Annotated in this window: 15 protein-coding genes; 5 read left to right on the top strand and 10 right to left on the bottom strand. The window is 40.8% G+C overall.

Annotation, left to right across the window (positions count from 1 at the left end; genetic code table 11):
- Positions 1-21: 21 nt before the first annotated feature.
- The 7 genes from B2W36_RS14865 to B2W36_RS14835 all read right to left on the bottom strand — a co-directional run bounded on the left by B2W36_RS14865 (position 22) and on the right by B2W36_RS14835 (position 11,440).
- Positions 22-1,671 carry an FAD-dependent oxidoreductase gene (locus tag B2W36_RS14865; RefSeq protein WP_293888411.1) on the bottom strand — a complete coding sequence of 550 codons (1,650 nt, stop codon included), beginning with the start codon at positions 1,669-1,671 and terminating at the stop codon, positions 22-24.
- 6 nt (positions 1,672-1,677) lie between these two features.
- Positions 1,678-3,681 carry an FAD-dependent oxidoreductase gene (locus B2W36_RS14860; RefSeq protein WP_293888409.1) on the bottom strand — a complete coding sequence of 668 codons (2,004 nt, stop codon included), beginning with the start codon at positions 3,679-3,681 and terminating at the stop codon, positions 1,678-1,680.
- Between the two features lie 8 nt (positions 3,682-3,689).
- A complete protein-coding gene (locus B2W36_RS14855; RefSeq protein ID WP_293888407.1) occupies positions 3,690-5,381 on the bottom strand; it encodes a RagB/SusD family nutrient uptake outer membrane protein in 1,692 nt (563 codons plus the stop codon).
- An 11-nt stretch (positions 5,382-5,392) separates the two neighbouring features.
- A complete protein-coding gene (locus tag B2W36_RS14850) occupies positions 5,393-8,434 on the bottom strand; it encodes a SusC/RagA family TonB-linked outer membrane protein (protein ID WP_293888405.1) in 3,042 nt (1,013 codons plus the stop codon).
- A gap of 67 nt (positions 8,435-8,501) precedes the next feature.
- On the bottom strand, positions 8,502-9,587 hold the full coding sequence (locus B2W36_RS14845; protein ID WP_293888404.1) for a FecR family protein: 1,086 nt from the start codon (positions 9,585-9,587) through the stop codon (positions 8,502-8,504).
- 87 nt (positions 9,588-9,674) lie between these two features.
- Complete coding sequence (locus tag B2W36_RS14840) at positions 9,675-10,268, bottom strand: RNA polymerase sigma factor (RefSeq protein ID WP_293888402.1); 594 nt, start codon at positions 10,266-10,268, stop codon at positions 9,675-9,677.
- Positions 10,269-10,891: 623 nt separating this feature from the next.
- A complete protein-coding gene (locus tag B2W36_RS14835; RefSeq protein ID WP_293888400.1) occupies positions 10,892-11,440 on the bottom strand; it encodes an NAD(P)H-dependent oxidoreductase in 549 nt (182 codons plus the stop codon).
- Between the two features lie 86 nt (positions 11,441-11,526).
- On the opposite strand from B2W36_RS14835, the gene B2W36_RS14830 reads away from it, so the two are divergent.
- Positions 11,527-11,901: a winged helix-turn-helix transcriptional regulator gene (locus B2W36_RS14830; protein WP_293888398.1), complete on the top strand. Its 375-nt coding sequence runs from the start codon at positions 11,527-11,529 to the stop codon at positions 11,899-11,901.
- A gap of 246 nt (positions 11,902-12,147) precedes the next feature.
- Here the strand turns inward: B2W36_RS14830 and B2W36_RS14825 are convergent, their stop codons facing one another.
- Positions 12,148-12,864, bottom strand: a complete 717-nt coding sequence (locus B2W36_RS14825; RefSeq protein WP_293888396.1) for an FAD-binding oxidoreductase — start codon at positions 12,862-12,864, stop codon at positions 12,148-12,150.
- A 75-nt stretch (positions 12,865-12,939) separates the two neighbouring features.
- Positions 12,940-13,797, bottom strand: coding sequence for a helix-turn-helix domain-containing protein (locus B2W36_RS14820; protein ID WP_293888394.1), 858 nt, complete (start codon positions 13,795-13,797; stop codon positions 12,940-12,942).
- Positions 13,798-14,167: 370 nt separating this feature from the next.
- On the opposite strand from B2W36_RS14820, the gene B2W36_RS14815 reads away from it, so the two are divergent.
- From B2W36_RS14815 to B2W36_RS14800, 4 genes are all read left to right on the top strand, one after another.
- Positions 14,168-15,253 carry a glycosyltransferase family 4 protein gene (locus B2W36_RS14815; RefSeq protein WP_293888393.1) on the top strand — a complete coding sequence of 362 codons (1,086 nt, stop codon included), beginning with the start codon at positions 14,168-14,170 and terminating at the stop codon, positions 15,251-15,253.
- Positions 15,243-16,310: a glycosyltransferase gene (locus tag B2W36_RS14810; protein WP_293888391.1), complete on the top strand. Its 1,068-nt coding sequence runs from the start codon at positions 15,243-15,245 to the stop codon at positions 16,308-16,310. Before B2W36_RS14815 ends, B2W36_RS14810 begins: the two co-directional genes overlap by 11 nt.
- A 4-nt stretch (positions 16,311-16,314) precedes the next feature.
- Complete coding sequence (locus B2W36_RS14805) at positions 16,315-17,151, top strand: glycosyltransferase family 2 protein (protein WP_349678862.1); 837 nt, start codon at positions 16,315-16,317, stop codon at positions 17,149-17,151.
- Positions 17,152-17,269: 118 nt separating this feature from the next.
- Positions 17,270-17,533 (top strand): hypothetical protein, encoded by a 264-nt coding sequence (locus B2W36_RS14800; RefSeq protein ID WP_293888387.1) that lies wholly within the window; start codon positions 17,270-17,272, stop codon positions 17,531-17,533.
- Positions 17,534-17,877: 344 nt separating this feature from the next.
- Here B2W36_RS14800 and B2W36_RS14795 read toward each other — a convergent pair whose 3' ends face one another.
- The gene (locus B2W36_RS14795) at positions 17,878-20,781 is read right to left on the bottom strand and encodes a triple tyrosine motif-containing protein (protein WP_293888385.1); all 2,904 of its coding nucleotides are present in this window, start codon (positions 20,779-20,781) and stop codon (positions 17,878-17,880) included.
- Positions 20,782-20,955 lie beyond the last annotated feature (174 nt).

The following is a 20,955-nucleotide window of genomic DNA, read 5'->3' as shown; positions in this document are numbered from 1 at the left end:
GTATAATTCTAACGCAATATATTATTTTTGTTCCAATACTTGTCCTGCTTTCAACAGCTCCTTTTTTAATAGCCCGTAATCGACATGCTGCACAACAAGATCATGATCAAGTGCCAATACTGCAGCGGCACCAGCACTTTGCCCCAGCACCATAAATACGGGCTCCATACGAATGGAACCAAAGGCAATATGTGAACTGGATACGCAGACCGGGACAAGCAAATTTGTACATTCATCGCTCTTTGGGATGATCGATCCATAGGAAATAGCATAAGGCCGTGGTACATGAACACCGATATCACCTTCATTTTGAACGTATCCTTCCTTGGTCACATAGCGTTGTACATTGTGGGAATCCAACGTATAGGAGCCCATGCCGATCGGATTTTCTACGCTGCTCTTCCCTAGAATATTATGTTCGGTCGTCACATATTGCCCTATCATCCGCCTTGCTTCGCGGATATACAGCTGAAAAGGCCAATTGTCATTATCTTGAAATTCGTCTTTTGCAAGTCCCCAATCGGCCATCTTTGTCCTGATTGCTGCTGGGACCGAAGGATCATTGGCCATAAAATAATATAGGCCCTGTTGATACCGGCGATGGGCATCGATAATGGATTTGCGTTCCGCATAGCTCGCTTCAGGATAGCTATAGTTCATCCCAATAAAATCGGTGCTGAACGGACCATGGTTGTTGGCATCAGTCTTATGATTGGGCACCAGATCAAATTTTTGAAAGGCTTCGTCCCAGCCGGCACGGAATAAACGTTGCAGAAGAATATAGTGCTGTGGATCGTAGCCAACAGGCTTAGCAAAGGCCTTTCGATTTCGGGCATCATTGGTCAGGCACATCCGAAAGCAATAGGCCTGCAGCTTCTGATCTGCAGCGCCATATTCCCCGGGATCTTCTGCAGAAACGCCGAACACCAGGCCACTGCCAGGATCTCCCTCGCGTTTATAGGGGCTAATTTGCGCAATAAAGTGATGCCGGTGCTGAAAGACTCCGGTCTGTACACCGTTCCACTGCTCCCCATAAGTCTTATTGGCCTCCCGCCCGATCGTATAGCCTACTTTGGCCAGCGCCATTAGATCGCCTTCATAAGTGGCATCAATAAATATTTTTGCTTCGTAGACTGTTCCATCTAAGGTCTTAATCGATTTGATGGCTGTGGATTCTTTTTGAATGGCACTTTCCTGCCGATCTAAATAAGCTCCACGGACCACATCAATCTGATGATCGCGCACCCAGGCATCAAAAATACCCTCGGCGACATGAGGCTCAAAGATCCACATCGTCCCATGCGCACTGTCCATCGCGACGGTGCCCTGCCCCCGATTGCCAAACGACGTACGGGACTGCCAGTTCCAGCTCGATTCTTTCGAATAATGATCGTATACGTCCTGATAGAATTTTTTGGCAAGGCCACCAATAACTGCTTTATTCCCGGTATCGGTAAAGCCAAGTCCGCCCGAACTCAGACCTCCTAAATGCTGATCGGGCGATAAGATGATTACAGACTTACCGGCCTTCTTCACTTGCAATGCGGCAGTAATCGCCGCAGGAGTTCCTCCATAAACCAAAACATCTACCTTTTTGGTCAAATGCTGCGCTTCAGCCTGTAGAAAAGCCAAGGCAAGCACTAATTTTAACCCTATTTTTATCTTTTGCATATGTAATTAATTTTGATCTGAAACCGGAACCCACAAGATGGCATTTGCAGCCAAAACGCCCTTTGCGGCTGGCATAATCTCAACATAAGGCTTGTTGCCTCCGTTTTCAAATTCATATTCACCGAGTGCTACCCAGGTACTGGTTGTCTGTCCGAGAATATGGACCTCCTTGAAATTTATATTTTTTTCGATCCTTGTCTTTCCGGTATGAATAATGAATTTTCCGGCTTCCGCGCTTTCGGCAGTTTTTGGAAAATAGCTATAAAGTTTATACTTCCCAGCGGCAAAATCTTTTCCAGGCGTAAAACGTGCGACAGCAGCGAGATCAGTATCCACTTCCTGATAACTCATACCATAACCTTTTTTTGCGGATTTACGCCAAGTTCCTTTCAACATCACTTGATCTTTATTTTCGACGTGAATAATATAATCGGCCATCCGGCCATCTGCTTTCGGGTTTTCCCGCAATATTTTTTGCACGCGTTTAATATCAACATCTTGAACGGCTATTTTGTTGTCGATTGCTTCGCAAGCGGCCACAGCACCAGATTGCCCCAATACCATAAACACGGGCTCCATGCGGATGGAGCCAAAAGCGATGTGGCTTGCCGACAGACATACGGGGACAACAAGATTGTTGATTTCTTCTTTTTTGGGCACAATGGCCCTATAGGAAATCGGAAAGGGGGCGAAACCACCGACCTCAACATTGCCCTCGTTTTTGACCATGCCATTCACGATCACACGATCGCAGTTGTGCGAGTCCATGGTATACGCAGCATAGCCTACGCCATCGGCGACTAGCGCACGACCCTGACAGTGGTCTTGGGTCATGACGACATCAGCAATCATCCTTCGGGCTTCGCGGATATATAATTGTGGAGACCAATGCCTATTGTCAAGATATTCATCTTTGGGGTATCCCCATTTTTGAAATTCGCTTCGGATCGCCTCCGGTACCGAACTATCGGTGGCAACAAAATATAACAGACCTTTGGTGTAATCTTCATGGGCCTGAATAATCTCTTTCCGTTCGAAATAATCGGCTTCGGGATAACGCCAGTTCATGCCAATCATATCTGTGGAAAATCCATTCCTGTTATTGATATCAGTCTTTCCATTGGGCATCAGACTCCAGATAAATACGTCCTGAATACTCTTCCAGGGCTGTATCTCCTTTTGGCGCTTTAAGAGTTCATATTTGGTTGCGTCGTAATTGTAGGGTTTGGTGATTGCTATTCTATTTTCAGGGACATTAGTCAATGTGATCCGATAATTATAGGCTTGAACCTTGGTGTCTCCCGTTCCATTTTCTTTTAAAGGCTCCGTATTGATCCCCCATAAAATACCGCTCTTAGGATCACCTTTTTTCTTATAGGGATCTACACCGTCCGGAAACTGATGACCGTCAAGTAACTGCACACCATTAATTGTCTCTCCATAGGTGCTATTTGACTCTCGCCCAACGTGATAGGACACGCCAGCTTTGGCCATGAGGTCACCCTCATAGCTGCAGTCCATAAATATTTTGGCGGCTACAGTTATTTTTTTGCCATCCCTTTGCTCACTTGGAAGCAGTGAAATGGTTTTAATCGATCGGTTGTCGGTCTTTACGGCTACCAAACGATGTCCCATTAACATTGGTGTGTTAGCATGTACCAGATAGTCCTTAAAAATAGATTCGGCTACCTTGGGTTCAAAAATCCATTGTTCAAAACTGCCATAGTGCTTGCCTATTTTGCGATAAAAATCAAGAGCGAGTCCTGTGACGACATATTTGTTTCCGATATCCGTCTGCCCCAATCCGCCGGAGCTGAGCCCGCCCACCCGTGTACCAGGATCAATCAGTAAAACTGATTTTCCGGCCTGCGAAGCGGTGTAGGCGGCTATTACGCCGGCTGAGGTGGCGCCATAAATACATAGATCTACCTGTCTGTCTGTTTGCCCATTGACTAAATGCCAAAACATGGTCAAAAGCCCAATAGTCAATAAAAGTGTTTTCTTCATCATCTTCGGATTTAATAGCCTGGATTTTGTTCCAGGTTTTTATTGGTTACAATTTCAATATTCGGGATCGGCCATAGGTAATTCTTGTTGGGATCGAACTTTCGGAGCTCGATAACCCGCATGTCTTTCTGATTAGTGACATTTTTATAATTCACGTAATTATCCGCATCGATCGTCGGCGCATTGGCCAGCAAGCCTTTTGGAATGCGGCCATAGAGCGTCGAATTCATAAATTTATCGGCCAGTTTCCAACGTCTCAAATCGACTAAGCGAAAGCCTTCATTGGCTAATTCGTAAAGTCTTTCTTTCCGTATGATCTCGCGCAGCTCAGCTTGCGTTTTATTACTCGCGATTGCCGGCATATCGACTGTAGGGCGCTGCCTGATGCTGTTGATTGCGTCATAGACAGTCTGGTCGATCGTATTGTTTTCGACCATCGCCTCGGCGTAAATCAACAACACTTCGGCATAGCGGCTCTGAATAATATTTAACTCCGATTCCATGGTAAAATCTTTGTCCTTTATATCGACATATTTTTTCCAACAATAACCAGAAAAGGTCGCATAAGCATTGATCGCATCCTGATTTTGGATACGTACTGCCGTAGATGTATTGTATGTATAGTTCCAACAGGTTATACTATCCTTATGGGTCTCAAACTGAAAACCAAAAAATGTGGTTCCAGGGAGCGCAATGGTGTATCCCAAGCGTGGATCACGATTGGCAAATGGTTTTTTAGGATCAAATCTGGAAGATTTGTCAATGGCCAATCCGTCGGTACAGAGATAGCTATCAACGATGGATTGCGATGGAATTTTGTTGGAAGTCCCTTGTGCATTGCGCGACAGAAATCCGCGCGTAGCACTGTGGGTCTTTGTTTTTTGTAACCGTAAATATTGAAAAGCAAAAATAATCTCCTTGGAAGCCTGCCCATCATAGGTAAATAATTGGCCAAAATCAGCGTGTAAGGCGTATACTTTCAGGTCCATGACTTCTTTGGCCGAACGGGCTGCTTCTTCCCAAAGTCCGTTATTAAGTGCTGCCCGAGCCCGTATTGCCAAAGCCGCTCCTTTGGTAGCGCGTCCTACATCTGCCGAGCCATAGCTCACCGGCAAAATAGCTGATGCTTCAGCAAGTTCTTTGAGGATGAAGCTAGCAATTTCAGCCTGCGATGTTTTCGGAACATTCGCATCAGCAAGGCTTAGGCCACTCGTTACAAGGGGCACTCCGCCAAAGTAATCGATCAGATATTGGTAGACATAAGCCCGGATAAACTGTGTTTCGGCTTTATAACGCTTTTGGAGGTTGGCATCCATCTTTCCATCCAACTTTTGGATATTATCCAGGATGAAATTACATTTGCCAATGACCTTATAAGAATTGGTCCAGATATTCCGGATGTAGCCATTGTTACTATCGTGGTCTCCTCTTCCCACAGCCTGTAGATCAGAGGTATTACGGTCCCACCCAATATCGGTGGCATCATCAAGTGTGAGATTGATCGGCATGTCGTCCGTAGGGTGAAATGCCAAGGCACTGTACAAACCATTGACAACCAATGTCAGTTCATCCTGATTTTTGAAATAATTTTCGTCCGAAGGGCCATCCAAGGGAGATCTGTCTAGGTATTTTTCGCATGCCCCCACCAAAAGGAGAACTGCAATCGACAGCATATATAACGCGAGTTTATTTAGAGTTTTCATACAAGCCAAGTTTATAATGTAATATCCAATCCAAAAGAATAGACCTTTACCTGTGGGTAAAAGTTACCATAACCTACTGGTGCTTCGACGTCATAACCGTCCCAAAATTTATCTACGCTGAATAAGTTTGAACCATTAACAAATACCCGAAGTTTATTCAGTCCGATGGACTTTAGCAGCTCAGCCTGAAAGGTATAGCCGAGCTGCAAATTTTTCAGGCGAAGATAGGCGGCATTTTTCATCCAGAATTGGGAGGACTGCTGGTTATTATTCTGTCCGAAAGCGAGCCGCGGATATTTAGCCGTAGTATGGTCAGGCGTCCATCGGTCTTTATTGTCTTCACGGATCGTTCCGCCAATTGCTCCCGTTGTTGTAAAAGGCTGTATACCGGCCCCGTAGAGGTAGCCATCGGCTTTCCCCACACCCTGCAACAGAAAACTGAGATCGAATCCCTTGAAACTGAAATTGGAGTTGAGCGAATAGGTATATCTTGGAATGGTACTCCCGATAATGACCTTATCGGACTCATTAACTACGCCATCGCCATTTTGATCACGGTATTTGAGGTCACCCGGCGCCAAGGTACCAAACTGTGTGGCATGTGCTTTCACTTCGTCGGCAGTCTGGAAAAAGCCTTCCGAAACATAGCCAAAGATCGAATTAATTGGGTAGCCTTCCCGATTAACCGTTAGACCAGTCTGATTGATTCCTCGCATATCAAGCACTTTGTTTTTGACATCAGAGAGGTTGAATGTAAAATTATATTTAAAGTCTTTGGCCGGATCGCTTCGATAGCCCATGGAAAGCTCCCACCCTTTATTTTCAACGACGCCTGCGTTTTGATAAGGCTTATTCAAACCAATGATGAGCGGGATGTCCAGCTGTAATAATATATCACTGGTTTTTCTGTTGTATAGATCTGCGGTAATAGTCCATCGCTTAAATAAGGTAAGATCAATTCCGATATTTTTCTCTTCTGTAGACTCCCATGTAATATCAGGATTGGACATATCATTTAGCGCTGCCGTATTGACGATGCCATTGCCCAATGTGTAAGAACCTAGGTTTAAAGAGGCCACGGCTGGATAGGTACCGATATTCTGGTTTCCCAGTTTACCCCATGACGCCCTGATTTTTCCCTCTGTAAGCCAGCCCTTGGATGCTGTTAGGAACTGCTCCTCAGAAAAACGCCATCCGGCAGACGCCGACGGGAAAAAGCCATAGCGATTACCTTTGGCAAACCTGGACGAACCATCGTAGCGTGCATTGAGTTCCAAAAGATAACGATCTCTGAAAACGTAATTGATGCGGGAAAATAAAGATTGTAACGCCCACTCGGAGGCACTACCTGTAGCCGACTGATTCAGTGCCGACCCGGCATTGAGCACTTCATAGTCAGGGAGAACGTAGGTGTCTCTAAAACCCTGGGAGTAGTCAATTTTGTAGTCTTCACGCGAACCACCAATCAATGCTTTCAGCTGATGCGGACCAAAATCTTTGTTTAGCGTAAGGGTCGCCCGCATATTATTAAAAAGTTCTTGGCTATTGTATTGAGTAAGTGCTGTACGCACAGGGACCGAGAAGCTCGGCGTACCATCTGGAAAATAGGATTGTACTGCTTTTCGGAAATTCTTATTTACCTGCGTCGCATATTTAGGTGCATAATTGACCTCGGCGGTCAACCATTCTTTGGGTCTGTAGATCAATGATGCATTGATACTGCCAAATGGACTTTTGTTGGTAGCAACACCACCATCAGCCGCGGCCGAGACGGGATTATTACCATTCCAGCCCAATCCCCAGGTACCATTGGAATTTCTGAAGGATTGATTGGCGGGAATACTGCTCATCCACTGAAAAAGTTCTTCGATGCTCGCTGCTGGTGAGGTGACGATCGGATTGACGTATTGAAAGTCAAATTTAACGGCGAGCTGATCTGAGAATTTAACATCCACGTTGTTGCGGATGGTATAGCGCTTAAACGAACTATTCAGTGTTAAGCCCTTCTGGTCGAAATAACCGACCGAAGTCAGCATTTTAACTTTGTTTGTGCCCGCATTGACTGTCAGAAAATGGCTTTGCTGAAATCCATTCCCCTGCAAGGATTCCTTTTGCCAATCAGTATTGGGATACTCGTCCGAACTACCGTTGCCCTGACTACGGTAGGCGGCAATGATATCTTCTGGATATAATGGACTCGCACCAACATTGGTATACGCTTCGTTCGTCAGCAGCATATGATCTAGGGCATTGACGATTTTGGGCATATTGGTTGCGGACTGCCAGCCAAAATAATTATTGTAGGCAATAGCGACTTTATCAGAACTTCCTCTTTTCGTCGTGACCAAGATGACACCATTGGCAGCTCTCGAGCCATAGATCGACGCCGATGCGGCATCTTTTAATATGGAAATATTCTCTATTAAATTGGGGTCGATATTATTGATGGAGCCTTCAATCCCATCAATCAGTACTAAAGGCGCCGCGTTGCCAAGTGTACCGATACCGCGAATACGGATATCCGCACCGTCCGCTCCCGGCTTACCAGAACGCTGCGTCACGGTTACTCCCGAGGCCATGCCCTGTAGGGCCGACGAAGTTTGTCCAGCGGGTCTATTATTCAGATCTTCACCCGATACGGCGGAAACAGCGCCCGTCAAATTCACCTTTTTTTGAACACCATAACCGACGACAACAACTTCGTCTATCATTCCGGTGTGTGATTTCAGACGGATAAGCACGGTGTTTTTGCTGGTAGCGGTTGCCACAAAATGCTTAACAGAATCGGTATCGTAGCCGAGATGGTGTGCATAGATCGTATAATTTTCGCCAGCTACAAGTGGCGTTAAAACAAACAATCCATTGTTATCGGCCACAAAATGGAGCTTTTTGCTGCTCTTCTCGTGGACAAGATCAATAGTTGCACCGGGTAATGTATTACCTTCGTTGTCTACTATTTTACCATTTACTTTCAGGTTTGATTGCGCAAATCCTACAGAAAAGTATGGAAATAGCAATCCCACGAGCATTAATTTGATTAGAATATGCTTCATAATTGTTTACAGTTGGTTATTCTGATTTATATTTTGGTTTATTTTTCCGCGTTGGCTTGATTCTCTCTTACTGTACGTCCTCCTTTCTTCCCGAATTACTGATGTTGACAATACCATTGTTCACTTGGAATGTACAACCGTTCAATTGACAGAAGCTGGTCAAAAAATTGGCTAGCGATTCTTTGCTATTTAAACTTCCTGTAAAGGAACTGTTGAGCAAATCAGGATTATCGCATATAATCGAAACATCATAAAGGCTTTCGATTACTCTTAAGAGTTGAACGTTTTTGGTTTGGTTAAATTTGACAGACTGATTGGTCCATTCGACATTGGCGGTGGTTAGATGTGGAATGAGTTTTCTTAACTCCTTATCCACACGAGCAGGCTGAGATTTTGTCAATTCAGGCTCCGAAAACTTAATCATCTGCTGCAGTTTTAAATTAACCAATACTTCCTCTTTTGGTTTGAGGTATATTAAATTTCGGTGCTCTGCTGTAACTGATCCGACCGAGATTTTGCCCTCCATTAATTTTATCAGTACATGATCGGCATCCATTGGATCTACGCTAAATATTGTCCCTAAGGCAGTGGTTAAATATCCTTTGTAATTGACTTGAAAAGGTGCATTTTTGTTTTTGTGCACATTATAAATAACTCGCCCTTGCACCTGATGTACGTCGCGGTGGCCTCGGCCACTATATTCGAATCCGATTTTTGCATGTGGATAAAGGATAACCGTCGTGCTATCAGGAAGCTGAGCATTGATTGTATAAGCATTTTTATTTTCATACCAGGTAACCTGTTCTTTTGTTGAGGTTGAGAAATTTTTCAAAAAGAGAATCGACAGTACGCAAATTAGCACGGCGGCACAGGAAGCCCAGGCCCACGGGCTGATTCTCTGAATTGGCATAGTTTTGGGCGGATCTACGGCATAAATATGATCGAGTACTTTCCGATGAACCACGTTTAAATCTGGTAACGGAATTTGTTGTAATGCTTGTCCTTCATCCTGATCCAGCATCTGAGCGATCCATAATTCCAGAATTGCAGCATCTATCTCGGCCATTTCGTCAAAAAATGACTCATAATACTGCACATCCAAGCGGTTGTGGATATACGCCAACAATTGATCTTTAAAGGATTGCTCTTTCAAATTTTCTATAATTAGTTCAATACATTGCTGTATTTGTTACTCTATACGTTTGGCAAAGAGAAACACACTATTGCTTTTTTATTTTTTTTATAGCTTAAATAAAAAGGCTGCAAAAAGACTGATTATATACTCGTCTCGGTAATTTTTTTGAATATATTCTTTGATATCTTTGAGTGCGCTCACGAGTTGATTACTCACTGTAGAGACTGAAATCCCCAATAAATCGGCAATTTCCTTATAACTTTTGTCTTCAAATTTATTGAGCATCAGAATCTCCTTTCGTTTGGGGCTAAGGGAGTCGATTGCATTGGTTAACATCTGTTGTTTATCTTTGAAAAACAGTTTTTCTTCGGTATGATAATAGAGTTCTATTGCTGAAGCCCAAATTTCCAACTGAAGGGCCTTGTCTCTCTGCACTTTTCGAAAAAAATCCATGGCCAAATTATCCGAAATATGATTGAGAAATGAGACAAATCCTTTATTAGGGTCAATTTTTTCACGTTTGAGCCATATTTTGGTAAATACTTCTTGTAAGATTTCTTCTGCAATAGTTTGATTTTTCACCAATTTAATCAATCTAATATAGATCTTCGGCGAATAATGGAAATAAATTTCATTAAACGAATTTAGGTCTCCATTTTTAAGTTTTTCCAGGGTAGCAGCTTCTTTAGGAGATTTCATTTGGCAAATTCTTATAATTGGTACGAACGACGAAATTAATATAGTGATAAATTTACTAAATCAAAATCATTGGTACACCAAATAAAATTTTATAGCCCCTGAGAATTATTTTATGAAGTGAATTGGTAGACATTTCGTTGCTTGCCTAACCATTCTATTTAGTGATAGACTACTATTATCATCCAATTTATCGGACAAATCCAGTAGACTTTTCCGTTCAGACCTATCGCATTACTATTTTGATTTTTTGGCAGCAGACTACTTTCTATTCTTCTTTAGCATTTCTTCCTGATAGCTTTTAAAATTATAAAAAAAAGGCTCGGCTATCTTACCATTGGGTTTTGGTTTCTGCCGGCATTCAATACCTTTAATAGTTCTTATGGAAATGTCTGATTTTCTCAAAGTTTTTCCTGTGTGAGATTAGGCCGTTCTCGTAAAACCGATAATTCAACATTCGATTACATTTAGCGTTTGTTTAAAAAGTCAGAAATTTAAAAGATTATTATCGTAATATACTCCATATAAGATCGAAAAATGGTCAGCAGAAAATAGCGCGGTGCTCAGACTATTTATTTTTATTCACTCAGTTTTGACAATTCGCCAGAATCCGCGAATAGAAGTCGCTATCTTTCCAACTCTATCAACGTTTGTATCAATTTTTTTGCGTGCAGTCTTGCATTGACTCTTATTTCTTCCTCAGTATAGCCCGCAGCTAGCGAAGTACCATGAAAATAAATCGGCTCAATGTAATTCATTTGGGTATGGTAAGCTGTCTGCTCAAGGTGTTTACAAAATTCATACACACGAAAATGCTGAAAGCCTAAAGCGGTGTAACTTCTTTCTGATGAACCTACTGTAAAACTCGGTATAAAGTTTTTGTCCTTTAGTTTATCTCCTTTTGAACCATAAGCAAATTGATACTCAAATACCCTATCAAACCAGTGCTTTAAAATGGCCGGCATATTGTACCAATAAAACGGGTATTGAAAAATAATGTTCCTATGGCGTAAAAGAGCTTTCTGTTCTTCTCTTACATCAATATCATAATCAGGATATAATGCATAGATATCCCTGATTTCAATATTCATGTTGTTGCTCTTTAGCTCTTCAATAATCGTTTTGTTAGCAAAAGATTTATCATAATTGGGGTGTGCTAAAATTACTAATGACATACTATAATTATTTTAGTAACAAAACTATTTTAAGTAAATTGCATTTGCAATAACTATCAAGATGGATAGGTCGAAATAAATGTAGCATGAAAACAGAATGTACCGGCGATTACGTGACACTTAAAGGGAAAAGTTACCCTTGTACAGTCAGTCTAACAATGGATTTGATGGGTGGAAAATGGAAAGCCGTTATCCTATATCATTTAAAAGATATGCCAAAAAGGTATAATGAGCTTCGGAAAGAAATGCCGACAATTACGGAAATGACATTGAGTCTGCAATTAAAGAAATTGGAAAAAGATGGTTTAGTCACGAAGAGGGTATATGGAGAGAAACCTCCTATAATGACAATTTACAGCCTATCCGATTTAGGGAAAAGCCTTCTTCCAGTTCTGGAAGCCATCACGAAATGGGGTAACGAAGTAGTAAGTGAAAATGGTGAGTTTATAAAAGTCTCATAACAACTATACTTTTGCATCGCTCGTATTTACTATCACACTAAGATTCGGCTGTAAATCTATTTTTCAAGAATGATTACCATCAGAACTTACAGCTTGTTTTTGTAACATTAATTTCGCTATACACCTAGTTCTCTACGGTTAGGCAGCTTCATAAGATCAGTTTACTATATAGCGCTGGAGATCATGTGATATTGGCCATGTTGACATTTCTCCATCGTACCCGATAGCAATGCTAAAGTGCTAATGCTATAATCCCTTTTTACCCTCTAGCCAATAGCCATGTAAATAAATGTTACCATTTGATTTCTCTTTAATGATTTTTCGAAACGTTTGAGCCGACTTTACGTTCCCGGTCAACACAAAACTGGCTTCGTGCCAATCCGAGCTATTAATTATCGGTGTTCCGCTTAGCCAGTCCTCTTTACTGAACAAAAAGTTTTTGGGAAATATAAGGCAGTTTTCCAAACCCAATAATTTTGGAACTTCTTTGTTCTCTTCGTCTAATTCAAAAATGAACAGAAATTGTCGCTTATTCTCCTTTAAAACCGGAAGAAAAGAAACAGCAAGTGCTAATGAAGTTTCATCGCCAAAAATCACAAACCTTCGCGCTGTTTTATCATAATACCTACTTATCGCTCTCGGCTTATACATAACTATTTTGTCGCCCACCTTTACGTTCGCCATAAAACTACTTCCGCAACCTTTACCATTCAAATAAATGATGAATTCAAACAAACCCTTTTCAATATCTGAATAAGAAACCGAATATCTTCGCGCTTCTGTATCGTTCACCCTAAAGTCGATAAAGGAGCCGACCGCGAATTTTATGTCTTTTAAATCACCTTTAAAACAAATCTTCTTAACAGATTTTGATAAAAAGACCGTTTCAATAACTTCGATCAAGGGTAGCTTGGGCGTTAAGAACTCTAAAGTATCAAATAACCATTTTGGTGCACTTGGCATAATATTACATTTTGTTTAAGCAAAGTACACGAGATTCGATCGTATAAAAAAGAACAGATGAGAGTAAGTATGGGATTAATCGTGGTTTTTTCTACGAAATGTCAAAGCGGTAACTCCTGCAACTTTTGTAAATAGTCGCGAAAAATAAGGATAATCATCGTAGCCTAATTCAATTGCAACCTCCTTTACGGATCTATCTGAGTGATAAAGCAGGCGCTTAGCCTCTAAAATAATTCGTTGTTGTATCTGATATGAAACGGATACACCTGTTGCGTTCTTCACGCACTCATTCAGATAAGCAACGGAGATGTTTAATGCTGCGGCATAGTCTGCGGGACGTTTCATGCTCACAAAATTTTGCTCAAGTAAACCCGTGAATGCCTTATGAACTATTTCAAAACGCGAAAGTTTCTCTGCGTCTTTTGTTTGTTTGAGAAATTGCGACATAAATAGGCCAACTAAGGTATTGCAACTGTCTCTTACCTGGCGATCGTATAGTTTGTCATCTCTTCGATCGAATAGCTTTTTACATAAAGAAAAAGCTTCTCGTATAATTGCTAAATCTGTCTTTGAGGATAAAGTTAATGGCTCGACAGGTGTATTCATCTGCAATATTTTCAAATAATCCGCATGTAAGTTTTCATTGGACATGGTCATTATAAAACCACTTAACTGTTTAACTTTCAAAGCCCTGTGCACCTGATTTGGCGATTGATAGATAATAGTAGGCTGATCTATGAAATATTGCTTAAAATCAATTTCGGTATGCGAGATGCCACTTTCCTGCAATACGAAAAGGTGATAATCGTGTCGATGTGCATAATTGAATTCTTTACTTCCTGGAATTTCCGACTCCATATTAATGACAGCTATGCCATTACCGTAATCTCGACCCCAGGTTCTAATAGGAATAGATACCGTCCGTTTGCGCATAGATTTTAAACTATTGTTAAACACAAATTTAAAAATAAATGTCTACAACGAAATCAACTGCCATAGTTATTGACGGCAATAGATAGGATAATCTCGAGTCTTATAAAATTAATGTAAACATACCTAAAGCGTAAAAAAAGATATAACAACAGCTAACAGTCTTTGTTTCTAATTATCAAAATACAAATATTGACCTTACAACTCGACTAACTAAACTACAGACAACCCTATATTGCATCGCAGTATTAACCATGTAAGCAACTGGCCCGGGATAGTCCAAAAATAATTTTAAATAGTGGTGAACCAATTTCTCTTGGCCGTGTTCTAATCAGCATGGTGACGTTGCCAGCATATATACATTCAATATATTATGAAAATAGCAGTGCTTGCTCATTTAAAACATCCCATCCGCAAACCATTTATGGGCGGACTGGAAGCCTTTACATACGAAGTAACTAAACTTTTATTGCAAAGGGGACATGAGGTTACCTTGTTTGCGAGTGAGCATTCGGATCCTAATCTAAATGTACATTCTATTCTTAGCGATGTAGATTATGATATGGAAACATTAAGCAGATTTCGCTCTCACGAATTAAGTGAGGATTTTATCTCTACACATCACGCTTATTTGGAACTGATGCAAGAGATAGACCAATATGATTTTGATGTAGTGTTTAACAATAGCTTAAATTATGTACCGATCACTATGGCAACCCTTATGCAAACGCCAATGGTAACGGTATTGCATACTCCTCCCATCTTTGAGATGAAAAGGGCTATTTTGGCAGCAAATCGCTACAAAAAGCTAACGTATGTCTCTGTGTCGGAAACGAATGCTTCTTCGTGGGAGCCTTATATCACCGAATGCAAGGTCATACAAAATGGTATCAATCTGGATAAATGGATATTTACAGCTAAAAATGCCGGGAATTATGTATTATGGTTTGGTAGAATCCATCCTGATAAAGGAACCCATTTTGCAATCGCAGCAGCAAAATTGGCCGGAAGGCCTATTAAAATAGCGGGTTCAGTTGCCGACAAACATTATTTTGAAACTTTTGTTAAGCCGCTTCTAGATGAAAGCGCTGAGTGGGTAGAGCACTGTACACACGAAGAACTTAATGACCTTATTGGAAATGCAGCGGTAAGTGTGATTACGCCTTGTTGGGAAGAACCTTTCGGTTTGGTTGTCGCCGAAAGCTTAGCGTGCGGAACCCCAGTTGCGGGTTTCGCTAGAGGAGCACTGCCAAAGATTGTAAATAACGAAACTGGATGTCTTACAGCGTCGTGCTCGGTGGTTGAATTGGCAAAATGCATAAATGATGCGGCGCAGCTTATTAGAAAAGCCTGTCGAGCACATGCTGAATCAGCATTGGATATTCAAGAAATGGTATCCTCCTATGAAAATGTATTTGCTCAAGTCATCGAAAATTGCGAAAGTAAGTATGCCTTATAAGTACGCTTTTTATATCCATCACCACGGGGCAGGTCATTTGACTAGAGCCTTAGCGATAGCAGCGCAACTTCCCCATAACGAAGTGGTCTTTTTTGGTAGTTCATTAGCAACTTATAAGGATGTGTTACCGGAAGATATCTTAACTATCGAACTGCCATTTGACACGCCTTCTGATAGCGATAGGGATTGGACAAGTAGTGAGCTAAATTTTTTACATTATGCCCCTCTTAATGTGAAGGGGATAGTGAATAGAAACGATCTAATAATAAATTTTTTCAAAAATAATAACCATTGCTTACTTATCGTTGATGTGTCTGTCGAAATCGCATTACTAGCCCGTCTCTGTGGGATACCAACCGTAGTGGTGAGACAACACGGTGACCGTTCTGACACTCCGCACTCCCTGGCTTATGAAAGCGCATCTCTTTTGCTGGCACCCTACGCAAAATCAATGGCGCAGCCTATCGAAAAGGAGTTTATACAGAAGACATTTTATTCAGGTGGGTTCTCTAAATATAGCGGAATGTCAATTGAAGAGAATTCGAGCTCGGAAAATCAGATCGCTATTTTCTTTGGCCAAGGTGGCACATGTTTTGATTGGCCGCTCATTGCTCAAATTAGGAGGGATCTACCGCAAACATCCAATTTACATATACTGGGTACCATACAAAATTATAAAGCTATTGATGGAGTCAGTTATTATGGGAATTCAAAGGATGCATACCCTATACTTAAAAATTGCGGGATCGTAATAAGCAATGCGGGCCATAACTGCATAATGGAATTGGGTGATTTAAGAAAAAAAATTATTTGTATACCTGCAGAAAGGCCTTTTGAAGAACAAAAAATAAAGGCCAAACTTTTGGAAAATGCAGGAGTAGCCAAGGTAGTAGAAGAGAAAGATTTACTTCAGGCAAACTGGTTACATATCATTGAAAACACAAAAAAGTTGAAGATTGAAGCCTGGGAAAAATTGATGAATCCAAAAGCGACTTTTGAAATTGCAACGCAGCTTAAGAAACTGCACTCACAACTATTTAAAACATTATCAAATTAAAAATATGTACTCTACTGCTCCGGTGTCCGTATTGACAATTGTACATAAACGCCATCATGCACTAATAAACCTGGTTAACGGGCTCGCCAAAAATTCTATCTTACCGGTAGAAATAGTGATCGTGTTTATTAATGAACGTGCTTACCCGTTTGAAGATAATGAATATCCCTTTAGAGTAAATACTGTAGAAATGGAAACAGAAGGGCATTTAAATTTAGGCGAAGCAAGAAATATGGCTATAAAAAGTTCCAGTTCTTCATTTAATATCTTCTTAGACGTAGACTGCATTCCTGCACAAAATTTAATCGAGCAGTATCTGCCCTACTCGAATAAAAAGAATGCTTTATTAAGTGGCCGGGTTAGGTATTTAAAAAAAGGGTTTGCAGATAAACCTGACTGGATGTCGCAATTAATGGAAAACAGTAGGCCCGATCCTGTCAGGAACGAGTTAGATCAATTTAGTTACGAACTCTTCTGGTCACTCAATTTTGGGTGTAGCAAAGAGACTTTCAATAAAATTGGTGGATTCGATCAAAACTATATTGGATATGGAGCTGAAGATACGGATTTTGGCTTCAGCGCAAGGAAAAACAGTATAGCTCATATCACAATTGATGCATTGGCGTATCACCAATATCACCCAAGTTATAATCCACCTTTAAACCACTTCAAATCCATTGTCACCAACGCTACTCAATTTTTTCAAAAGTGGGGAGTCTGGCCCATGATGGGGTGGCTAAATAAATTTAATGAAAGCGGCCTTATAATTTTTAAAAATAATCAGATTATCATTCTTCGTGAACCATCAAAACAAGAAATTGTGGCCAGTCTAACGGAATAGAAACTATTTAAACATTCCAAGCAATTTAATAAGCCCATTTTCGCTGTGTAATATTTCAGTATTTTTCAACGTATCGCAAGTTACCAATGAAGCTCTTGCCTGCATTTTTTTTCATAATGTGCGATGGCAGTTTGAATGTCCGGAAAGTTATCGCTTGTTAAATTTTCTGCTAACTCAAAAGCGTCCTGCATTGCCTGGTTTACTCACTCACCGGCATATGGTGGCATGCAATGTGCTGCATCGCCAAGCATTGTCAAGTGAGGTAATGTCGGCCAAGTCTGGTGCAATGGAAAATGAAATTGTGGACACGGGATACACCAAATGGTATTACCTGAAAAAAGTTCTTGCCATTGCTCACGCTACGATGCGAAAGCAACCTTAAACCACACAAAAACCTGTTTTTTGCCATTAAATTCAATACCGCTGTCCTGCACTCAATTTTCGGACACTTTGCAACCGGTATAAAATGTTAAACTGCCCTCTCCCTTTGCACTTACAATGATGGATTGTTCATTTCCAAAAGTAAAAACTTTCAACAAATTCCGTTAATGGGCTGTTAGGTTTTACTACTTGATGTTGTAATTCATTTTTCATTGTTACATTCAGTCGATACCGTAACTTTCCTTCCTAATTTTGCCACCACACTTGAAGTTGATAAAGACAACAAGACAGATACGTATCGATTATTAAGATATAATCGCGCTTTGGAATAGATAATGTCTCAAATTAAATTGTATTTAAATACTCATTTAAAGATAATTCTGTTTCGATCTGCAATTTTTTGCGCAGTCTATAACGATGAATTTCTACTCCCCTAACGGTAATATTCTGCAGCTGAGCAATCTGTTTGGATGTAAAATGTAATTTTAAATACGCGCATACTTTGAGATCATTTCGAGATAATGCTGGATGCTTTGCTTTCAAATTGTTTAAAAATCCATCATTGAGCTCATCAAAATGACTCGCAAATTGGTTCCAGTTTGCGCTATTCTTTTCAATATCCTTCAATAACATGTGAATACGTTTCAAATTAGAGTCTCCGTGATCGCCAGTATCAAGCTTTGCGATTTCATCCTTAACTTTGATTAATGCACCCGAATTTTCAAGCAACTGCATGCTAGTACTCGCTAGTTCTTTCGTTTTGGACATCACTTCATGTGCTAATTTCTCGTTATTCAACTTCACGATTTCTTTCTCATTTTTCTCAATTTCCAGCTGATGGATATAACGGAGTTGCGCTAACTGTTGCTCATGTTTCAGCTGCTGTTTGTGTCTCTCTATCTTACGCAGATGAATCAAGCCGAACACAGCGAGTATAGCCAATAGAAAATATACCATTTTGGCCAATAGGGTCTTATACCATGGGGGTAAAACGATAAATCGGTATTCGGCCACATCGGATTGCTGGTTTAAATTATTCCTTACTTTCACAAGGAATGTATACTGTCCATCCGACAGATTGGTATAGGCCTTTTCAGACTGCGGGCTCCATGAAGACCATTCGTCATCATAACCCAATAATTTATAACTGAATTCAAGATGCTGATTTATCCCATAACTTGGTGAGGAAAAGCTGAATCGGAAAGAGTTAAAAATGGAAGGTAACCTTAGGACGTTGCCTTTTTTAGCATTGACTGGCTGCTCCTTTGACTCAAAGGTATTTGAAAAAAAACCTGCATAAATAAGACTATCCCTTTTTCCTGTTGCAATAGTTTGAGATAACATCGCTACAGGTCTTACACTATGTTTCAAATACTTATCATAATTGATATGAATTGCCCCTTTCTCTGCTCCTATATATATATTGTGTTGATCAATAGCATAAATATGTTCAAATCCTGTGGTGTTCATCCCTTCTATCTCAGGAAAATTAATAAGATGATAGGTTCGAAGCTTGGAATCAAATCGCCCTACCCCAACCATTTTCCTTGTACAAAACCAGACATTTCCTTCCTGGTCATCTTTTAGATAACGTATGGTCAAGTCTTTAAACGCTACGAACTGTTCTGCAGGCAAAAAGCGATTTATCTTATAATCGTAGCGATAAAGCCCTTTCTCCGTCGCAAATACAATCTGATTTTTTATTTTAAATACATAATTCTGATAATCGGCAGGTAGCCCGTCTTTATGATTGCAGAGTTTGGCCTGATACGATTTCTTATCGTCCGAAAGCGTAATCCGGTAAATACCCCGATAGGGATGAGATGCCCATATGGTCCCTTTTTCATCTTGTTCGAGAAATCGGAAAGAGTCAGAAGCTCCATCCAGCGGGCCTTTTATCGAGAATAAGCCTTGATTAAAATCAAGCAACTCGAGGCCATTATAGGTTCCTATTAAACTTTCTTTTACCGGATAAACCATACTAAGCGGAAGCAACTTCCAAGTTCCTATCCCCTGCCGAACTGGCTTTAGGGAATGATCCGTAATCTGGAATAAACCCTTGTTGTGTCCAAGTAATAATTGACCATTAAGTTGTTCAAGGCGCCATGCTTCGCCACCATCGCTGCCCGGAAGAAGGGAAAAAAAAGCTGGTGAACGGCTTTGATCGGTCAATCCTTCTTTTATTCCAGCATAATAAACTCCATTCGAGGAGGAAAGGTAAAGTCTATTATTGAAGAGAAGTGTAGAATATCCCGTCACATCATTCTCCATATTGGGCCGGAGATAGCGAATGGCACTTCCATAGCTAATCACAGAGATGACATTGTCTGTACCCACCCAGATATTCTTCTGTCTGTCCACAAATACGGAAGTGACATTTTTATTTTGCAATCCTTCCCTGACACCAATCTTTTGAATTGTTTTGCCATTGAGGCTACGGATCTGGCAACCTTCTTTGGCATTACCGACGACGAAGGTTGAGTCATCTATTTTCCCTATGGACGGTGTATAGCTGCCGTCGCCCCCCTGGGTACGCAGTATTGTCAGCTTCCGGTTCTGTAAGCTGTAGGTTTCGTTATTTAAAGTAGACAGCAACAAACGCCCCTTGCCAAGGGAGAGCATGGATGCGATCTTCACATCTTTAAACGGTAAGTCTTTTATGTAGGGATTCCATTTATTATCGCGAAACTCCAGCAAACCATTGCTTTTATCCTGCGCATAAAGTATGCCGTCCGACTGCCCCATATAATACCACTCAGCCGCCGCCGGATGTACTTGAATCTTTTGTCCCTTTAGTTCAAATATCGCATTGGTACCGCGAAAAAAAACAGATTGCCCTACGCCAACCGTATTCCAGATATCCGCAAAATTCCGATATCCTTCTGGAACGAGATCGTGTAAGGAATGATAAACGAGTCCAAATTGCGGCGAACGCTCAAAATAGCCAAAATCACCCTGTCCGCCAACATAAATTCGATCCTCATCATCAATCCAGACAGAACGGATATTGGTATGATTGGGGAGGGAAAATGTTTTCCAATATCGTCCATCAAAGGTTAGTAGCCCTTCACTGTTACCAAAGTACATGATGCCATGGCTATCTTGTTTTATATCCCAGGTGCGACTTCCCCCCTGATAGACCGATTTACCATAATTATAAACCAAAGGTAAGCCAAGTAACTCCTGTGCAGATAGCGTGTTTGAAAAAATAGAAAATAGTATAAAAAACAGAATGGCAAAACACCTCATAATAATTCCCTTCAATTGGCTGACGTAAACTTGACGTACCCCAAATATATTGAATTGCAGCCGAAAAAACCAACATGAAGTAGTGTTGTTGTACCTCTAAAATTCTGCAATAAGCTGCTTAAGCCTAATTTTGATTCTTGATAATTATAAACAATTCCTAAATTTCAATTCATT

Source organism: Sphingobacterium sp. UBA3549, assembly GCF_002376635.1.
GTDB lineage: Bacteria > Bacteroidota > Bacteroidia > Sphingobacteriales > Sphingobacteriaceae > Sphingobacterium.
Note: the sequence above shows the minus strand (reverse complement) of the source record. Positions and strands in the feature narration are given on the sequence as shown.

What these genes read in the sequence shown, in the direction of transcription:
- B2W36_RS14795 (WP_293888385.1), bottom strand. Translation starts at nt 20,781, where the DNA reads ATGAGGTGTTTTGCCATTCTGTTTTTTATACTATTTTCTATTTTTTCA.
- B2W36_RS14865 (WP_293888411.1), bottom strand. Translation starts at nt 1,671, where the DNA reads ATGCAAAAGATAAAAATAGGGTTAAAATTAGTGCTTGCCTTGGCTTTT.
- B2W36_RS14855 (WP_293888407.1), bottom strand. Translation starts at nt 5,381, where the DNA reads ATGAAAACTCTAAATAAACTCGCGTTATATATGCTGTCGATTGCAGTT.
- B2W36_RS14810 (WP_293888391.1), top strand. Translation starts at nt 15,243, where the DNA reads ATGCCTTATAAGTACGCTTTTTATATCCATCACCACGGGGCAGGTCAT.
- B2W36_RS14815 (WP_293888393.1), top strand. Translation starts at nt 14,168, where the DNA reads ATGAAAATAGCAGTGCTTGCTCATTTAAAACATCCCATCCGCAAACCA.
- B2W36_RS14840 (WP_293888402.1), bottom strand. Translation starts at nt 10,268, where the DNA reads ATGAAATCTCCTAAAGAAGCTGCTACCCTGGAAAAACTTAAAAATGGA.
- B2W36_RS14835 (WP_293888400.1), bottom strand. Translation starts at nt 11,440, where the DNA reads ATGTCATTAGTAATTTTAGCACACCCCAATTATGATAAATCTTTTGCT.
- B2W36_RS14805 (WP_349678862.1), top strand. Translation starts at nt 16,315, where the DNA reads ATGTACTCTACTGCTCCGGTGTCCGTATTGACAATTGTACATAAACGC.
- B2W36_RS14860 (WP_293888409.1), bottom strand. Translation starts at nt 3,681, where the DNA reads ATGATGAAGAAAACACTTTTATTGACTATTGGGCTTTTGACCATGTTT.
- B2W36_RS14850 (WP_293888405.1), bottom strand. Translation starts at nt 8,434, where the DNA reads ATGAAGCATATTCTAATCAAATTAATGCTCGTGGGATTGCTATTTCCA.
- B2W36_RS14830 (WP_293888398.1), top strand. Translation starts at nt 11,527, where the DNA reads ATGAAAACAGAATGTACCGGCGATTACGTGACACTTAAAGGGAAAAGT.
- B2W36_RS14825 (WP_293888396.1), bottom strand. Translation starts at nt 12,864, where the DNA reads ATGCCAAGTGCACCAAAATGGTTATTTGATACTTTAGAGTTCTTAACG.
- B2W36_RS14820 (WP_293888394.1), bottom strand. Translation starts at nt 13,797, where the DNA reads ATGCGCAAACGGACGGTATCTATTCCTATTAGAACCTGGGGTCGAGAT.